At 75.1% G+C, this 7,043-nt stretch carries 2 protein-coding genes; both read right to left on the bottom strand.

Going from position 1 to position 7,043, the window contains the following annotated elements; genetic code table 11:
* On the bottom strand, positions 1–1,432 hold a 1,432-nt coding region (locus tag AB0J71_RS47205; RefSeq protein WP_364420825.1), incomplete at its 3' end, for a condensation domain-containing protein.
* The gene (locus AB0J71_RS47200) at positions 1,429–6,108 is read right to left on the bottom strand and encodes an amino acid adenylation domain-containing protein (RefSeq protein WP_364420823.1); all 4,680 of its coding nucleotides are present in this window, start codon (positions 6,106–6,108) and stop codon (positions 1,429–1,431) included. The genes AB0J71_RS47200 and AB0J71_RS47205, both read right to left, overlap by 4 nt.
* Positions 6,109–7,043 lie beyond the last annotated feature (935 nt).

Raw genomic sequence — 7,043 nt, 5'->3', positions numbered from 1 at the left:
CGGACGCGTCCGTGGGCGCGGGACCGGCCAGGACGGGACCGGTCACCGGCTCCAGCGGCACCGCCCCCACCGGCGCGTCCAGGTCGGACAACATCCCGCCGAGCAGGGCGAGGTACCAGTCCACCAGCCTGCGGACGGTCGCCTCGTCGAACAGGTCCGTGCGGAATTCGAGCACGCCGTCGAACCCGTCCCCGCGATCCTCCAGCGTCAGGTTGAGGTCGAACTTGGCCGTCGGCGACGTCAGCCGCTCGGCCACGACCTCGACCCCGGGCAGGCTCATCGGGGCGACGCTGTCGTACACGTTCAGCATCACCTGGAACAGCGGGGTGACCGACAGGTTCCGCTCCGGCTGCAACCGCTCCACGATCCGCTCGAACGGCGTGCGGCTGTGGGCGAAGGCGTCCAGGGCGGTCGTACGGGCCCGGGCCAGCAGCTCGCGCCCGGTGGGGTCGCCGCCGACGTCGGTACGCAGCACCAGGGTGTTGAGGAAGCAGCCCACCACGCCCTCGGTGTCGGGATGGTGCCGCCCGGCGTGCGGTACGCCCACCGCGATGTCGTCGCTGCCGGCCAACCGGCCCAGCAACGCCTGCAACCCGGCCAGGAAGACCATGAACGGCGTCGTCCCGGCGGTGGCCCGCACCTTGGCCGCCAGCTCCCCGTGCACCTCGAAGCCGACCGTGCGCCCGCTCCAGGCCGGCACGGCGGGACGGGGCCGGTCGGTGGGCAGGTCGAGCACCGGGGCCAGCCCGGTCAGCCGCCGCGTCCACCAGTCCAGGTCGGTCTCGCCGGCCGTCTCGTGCGCGTTCTGGCCGGCCTCCCAGGCGGCGACGTCGGCGTACTGCAGGGCCGGGGGCTCCGGCCGGGGGCCGGCGCCGAGCCGGGCCGCGTACAGCGCCGACAGGTCGCGCAGCAGCACCTGCTCCGACCAGGCGTCGGTGACGATGTGATGCAGGACCAGCACGAGCACGTGGTCGTCGGCGCCGAGCCGGAACACCGTGGCCCGCATGGGCGGCTCGGCGTCCAGCCGGAAGGGCCGCCAGGCCTCGGCCCGCAGCTCCCACTCCAGCGACTCGGGGGTCACCTCCACCACGCTGACGGGCACGCCGGCGGCCGGCCGCACCCGCCGCCCCTCGACGACGCCGCGCAGCACCCAATGCCGCTCGCCCACGTCGGCCAGCGCGCCGGTGAGGGCGTCGAGGTCCACCGGCCCGCGCAGCCGCAGCGCCTGCGGCACGTTGTAGGCGGGGGAGTCCGGCTCCAGCTGGGCCAGGAACCACAGCCGCTCCTGGAGCGGGGACAGCGGCATGTCCACGGCCGACAGCGCCGGAATGCCCGCCGGAGCGGCTTCCTCAAGGGTCTCGGCCGCGGCCCGCGCCGCCGCGAGCCGGGAACGGAGCAGGTCGGCGACCCGGTCCCGCTGCACCTCGGTCATGCCTCCACCCCGTCCGTCAGGTCGGCGAGCAGCAGCTCTTCCAGGCCCGCGGCGAAGTCCGCGAGCACCGGACGGTCGAAGAGCAGCCGCACCGGCACGGCGAGCTGCAGGACCTCGCGGAGCCGTCCCGCCACCCGGGTGGCGGCGAAGGAGCTGCCGCCCAGGGCGAAGAAGTCGTCGTCGGCCCAGACGGCCGGACGGCCGAGCACCGCCGCCCAGATCGAGGCGACCATGATCTCGGCGTCGGAGGCGGGCGCGACCCGTTCGGCCCGCGGGCCGTCGCCGGGCTCGGGCAGGGCGTCCCGGTCCACCTTGCCGCTGGACAGGGTGGGCAGGGCGGCCAGCGCCACCCACCGCCGCGGCACCATGTGGTCGGGCAGCCGGGCGCGCAGATGTCGCTCCACCGCCGCCGGATCGGCCGTCTCGGGCGTGACGTAGCCGACCAGGTGGGCCTGGGCGCCCGTGCCGGACACGGTCACCGCGCCCTGGGCCACCTCGCGCAGCACGGCCTCGACCTCGCCCAGCTCGATGCGGTAGCCGCGGACCTTCACCTGGTGGTCGCGGCGGCCGTGGAACTCCAGCGTCCCGTCGGGCCGCCACCGCGCGAGGTCCCCCGTCCGGTAACACCTGCCGCCGGGGACGAAGGGATCGTCCACGAATCCGGACAGCCCCGGACGGTTCCGGTACCCCCGGGCCACGCCCGCGCCGCCCAGCAGCAGTTCGCCCACCGCGCCCGGCGGCAGCAGCCGCAGCCGCGGGTCGACGACGTAGGCCCGCTCGCCGGGCATCGGCGAGCCGATCGGCACCGGGCCGGGCTCGCCGGCGGACACGCGGTGCATGGTCGAGGTGACGGTGGCCTCGGTGGGGCCGTAGGCGTTCCACAACTCGCCGGCCCGCGCCAGGATCTCCGCGGCCAGGCCCGGGTCCAGCGCCTCGCCGCCGGTGACCGCGCGCAGCTCCGCGTCGCCCGTCCAGCCGGCCTCGATCAGCATCCGGTACGCCGTCGGCACCAGGTCGAGCACCGTGGCCTTGGCGGCCGCCTCGGCCAGCGCGTGACCGTCCCTGGCGGTGGCCCTGTCCACCACCACGCTGGTCCCGCCGCAGGTCAGGACCGTCCACAGCTCGGAGGCCGCGGCGTCGAACGTCAGCGGCGCCACGGCCGGCTGCACGTCGTCCGGGCCCAGGCGCAGCGCGGCCGCCGTGCCCGCCACCAGGGCGGCCAGGTTCGCGTGGGTGACCTCGACGCCCTTGGGCGTGCCGGTCGAGCCGGAGGTGTACATCACGTACGCCAGGTCGCCGGGCCGGACCTCGGGCAGCTCGGCGCGCCCGTCGAGCTCCAGCCGGTCGAGGTCCAGGACGCCGGGCCCCGGCACGCCGCCCCTGGCGAGCACGACGCGGGCCCCGGCGTCCTCGGCCAGCAGCCGCAGCCGCTCGGCCGGGTGCTCGGGATCCATCGGCAGGTACGCCGCGCCCGCCCGCCACACCGCCAGCAGGACGGCGGGCATCAGGTGGTCGCGCGGCAGGCGGACGCCGACGACGTCCCCGGGGGCCACGCCGTGCTCCAGCAGCGTCGCCGCCGCCCGGTCGGCCCAGTCGTTCAGGTCGGCGAAGCTCAGCGACGTGCCGTCGGGGCCCACCACGGCCGTTCCCGTGGTGTGGGCCGCGATCGCCCGCGGCACGGTCGGCAGCGGTCGCGGCAGCTCCGGCCCGGCGGCCAGCGCCAGCAGCGCGGCCCGCTCGTCCGGGGTGACGAGCTCCAGTTCGCGGCCGGGGTCCGTCATGGCGTGCCGGAGCAGGGCGATCAGGCGGTCCACGTACGCCTCGGCGCGGTCCCGGCCGAGCACCGCGGTGGCGTACTCCAGGTGCAGCTCGCCGCCGGACGCCGTGCGGTTGACCAGCACGCTGAGCTCGTGGCCGGCGGCTCCCGAACCGAGTTCGGTGAGCAGTTCCAGACCTTCCACGCGTACCGGGACCTCGCTGTGCTGCATGGCCAGCAGCACGGCGGCGCGGGGCAGCTCGGCGGGCGGGATCTCCTGGTGGATCAGCGCCCGCGTGGTGGCGTCCGCGGCCTGGCGCACCAGGTCGCGGAAGGTCGAGGCGTCGCCGGTCCGCAGCCGCACCGGCACGGTGTCGACCAGCGGGCCGACGACCCCGGCCAGCTCGGCGCCGGCGCGGCGCGCCGCGACCGCGCCGATCAGCATGTCCGGCTCCGCGCCGGCCAGGGCGAGCCCGGCCAGGTAGACCGCGAACGGCGTGACGCCGCACTCCCTGGCCAGGGCGGACACGCCGGCCACGAACTCCTCCGGCAGCGGCCTGGTCACCCGCGCCGCCGTCAGGTCGGCGGGCGCCGGAGGCGTCACCGGCGCGCCCGACAGCTCCCGCTGCCAGAACTCGCGCAGCCGCGGCAGCTCCGGATGCCCCTCCTGCTCGCGCACGGCCACGTCGCCGACCTGGACGGCGGGCCCGGCCACCGGCCGTCCGGCCAGCCCGGCGGCCAGCTCGTCCATCAGGATGCCGACCGAGCCGCCATCGAAGGCGAGGTGATCGGTCACGACCACGAGCTCGGCGACCGCCTCGCCGGTCCAGCACAGCTCGGCCCGGACCAGCGGCACCTCGTCCGCCACGTCGAACACGTACGCGCCGGCGCGCCTGGCCACCCGCTCCGGGTCGGCCTCGGGGCCGTGCTCGGCGAACGGCACCGGAACCGGCGGATGCGTCACGGCGTACGGCACGCCGTCCTCGCTCACCGCGACGGTGCTGCGCAGCACCTCGTGCCGGGCCACGACGGCGTCCAGCGCCGCCCGCAGCGGGGCCGCGTCCCGCAGGCCGCTCACCCGCAGCCGGACCGACACGGTGGTGACCGGCCTGCCCGGATGGAGCTGGCGCAGGGTCCAGAACTCGCGCTGCATGCCGGTCAGCGGGTACGTGCTGCGGCCGCCGTCCCGCCGCACCGGCTCCTGGACGGTCTGGCGCAGCCGGGAGGCCAGCCCGGCCGCCGTGGGCTCGGTCAGGAACGCCGACGGCGGCACGGTGTGCCCCAGCCGGCGCGACAGCTCGTTCACCACCTTGACCGCGGCCAGGGAGTGTCCGCCCAGGTCGGCGAAGCGGTCCAGCACGCCGATCCCGTCGAGGCCGAGCACTTCGGCGATGACGTCGGCCACCAGGCGCTCGTCGTCGGTCCTCGGCGCGACCGGCGCCGTGGCGACCAGCCGCGTGGAGCCGAGCCTGGGCAGGGCCGCGCGGTCCACCTTGCCGGTGGGGGCCAGCGGCAGGCTCTCGCTGATCCCGATCCGGGACGGGACCAGGTGTGCGGGCAGCCGGTCGCGCAGCCACTCGCGCAGCTCGGGCTCGCTCACACTGGTCGCGGCGACGTGGCCGACCAGGTGGGCGGCTCCGTCGTCGCCGGTCTGCGCCAGCACCACGGCCCGCCGCACCGCGGGGTGGCCGCCCAGCACGGACTCCACCTCGCCGAGCTCGACCCGGATGCCGCGGATCTTGACCTGGTCGTCGGCCCGGCCGGCGTAGCGCAGCTCGCCGTCCACCCGGCGGACCAGGTCGCCGCTGCGGTAGACGCGGACGCCGTCCGGGCCGGACCCGAACGCGGGGGAGTCCACTCCCAGGTAGCCGCGGGCCACCACGGGGCCGCCGATCCACAACTCGCCCAGCTCGCCGTCCTGGACGGGCAGGCCCTGCGCGTCGCGCACCGACAGCACGGCGCCGGCCAGCGGCTCGCCCAGGGGCGGCTCGCCGTCGAAGTCGCGTCCCGCCTCGAAGAAGGTGCAGGCGGTGCTGCACTCCGTCGGGCCGTACATGTTGAGGACGCGCTGGACGTTCGGGTTGGCGTAGATCTGGCGGATCAGCGCGGCGGTCAGCGGCTCGCCGCCCGACACCACGGTCCGCACCCCGGCCGGCAGCGGGTCGCGCAGCAGCACCGACAGCGCGGAGGGAACGCCGAAGACCGTCCTCACCTCGTCGCGGGCGGGCAGGGACGGCAGCGCCAGCAGGTTCTCCGCCATGATCACCGTGCCGCCGGCGACGAGCGGGACGAACAGCAGCATGATCGAGGCGTCGAAGCAGATCGACGCGCCGGCCAGCATGCCGCCCAGTTCCTCGGCGGAGTACGCCGACGCGCCCCAGGCCAGGAAGTTCATGGTGTTGCGGTGCTCCACGACCACGCCCTTGGGCGTCCCGGTGGAGCCGGAGGTGTAGATCACGTACGCGGCGTCGGCGGCCTCTCCCGCCACGCCGGGCGCGTCCTCGCGCGGCGCGACGTCGTCGACGTGGACGACCTCCGCCCCGGTGAGGGTGGCCGTCGCGGCCGCTGCCGTCGTGGAGAGCACCGCGGTGACCTCGGCGTTCGCGGCCATGAACCGTAAGCGTTCTGCGGGGTAGGCCGGGTCGAGCGGGACGTAGGCCGCGCCCGCCTTCCACACGCCGAGCAGCGCCGGTAGCAGCCATTCGCCCTGTTCCAGGCAGACGCCGACGTGGTGGCCGCGTCCGATGCCGCGTTCGAGCAGCGTGTGGGCGATGCCGTTGGCGCGGCGGTCCAGGTCGGCGTTGGTGAGGCGGGTGGTGCCGGCTATGACGGCGATGCTGTCAGGGCTTTTCCTGGTTTGGATGGATATGGCCTCGTGAACGCGTGTGCCGGCCCCCTGGCCTTTCACGTCGTCGGTCATGGTGTCTCCCCGTAAAACCCACCGCGATTGGCGGCAAATACGTACAAATTGCGCGATGAAGCATAATCCGCATGATCGATTTGTCGAGGGCTTTCTGGGGCGAAGTTGGCCGTCAGCGTGAATGACGCCGCGTCAGGTTTTCCGGTCAAACTCCGATGGTTCTGTGACTGTCGGTAGTGGCTTATCTTCGGGTGGCGAATTCGTTATCCCGGATGGTGGAAGAAGGCCCGTTCCGTGGGGGTGGCGTTCCCTCTTTGGGCCTGCCGAAGGTTTACGTCGGGCGTCAGTGCGGGGGGCTGCTGGCGTGGTGACAGGTGGGGCGTCGATGGGGTCCTCGGGTGCCGAGCCTTCTCAGGGCAAGGTCATGAGAGCTGGGGGCGTCCGAGGGGTTCCGGGCAGTTCGGGGGCGCCCGGCCCGGTGGCTGGCAGCGGACGAGGTCCGGCCGTTGGCGGAGGAAGCCTGCGCCCGAGTGTCGTGGCGGCGGCGCGGTCCAGTGTGGCGCTCAGACGGGGTGGCGGGGCGGCGCGATCGGGCGGTACGGCGGGGCGGGACGTTGGGCGGCGGGCCAGGGGCGTCCAGGTGGGACGATGCGGTACGGCGGGGTGAGGCGGTACGGCGGCCCGGTCGGGCGGTACGGCGGGGTGAGGGGGATGGGACGGCGTGGCCGGCCGCGTTGCCGGTTCGCGCGTTGCCGGGTTCGACCGTGACCTCGATAGGCCGTTGCTGGGGCGGGCCGGGCTTCGGTGTGCGGCGTCCTGTGGGGGCAATGCTCCCCGGCCCTGGCTCCCCGGCCCCGGTTTCTGGCTGCGGCCTCGGTCCCGGGGCCGGTTCCTGTCTCCGGCCTGGGTCCCGAGTCCGTGCGCCCGGGTTTGTCCGCTCCTGGGACGCTCGGACTCCAGGACCCGCCCCCGGACTCCCGGGCCCTTAGAACCCA

It is taken from the genome of Nonomuraea sp. NPDC049637 (genome assembly GCF_040675235.1).
Taxonomy (GTDB): Bacteria; Actinomycetota; Actinomycetes; order Streptosporangiales; family Streptosporangiaceae; genus Nonomuraea.
Note: the sequence above shows the minus strand (reverse complement) of the source record. Positions and strands in the feature narration are given on the sequence as shown.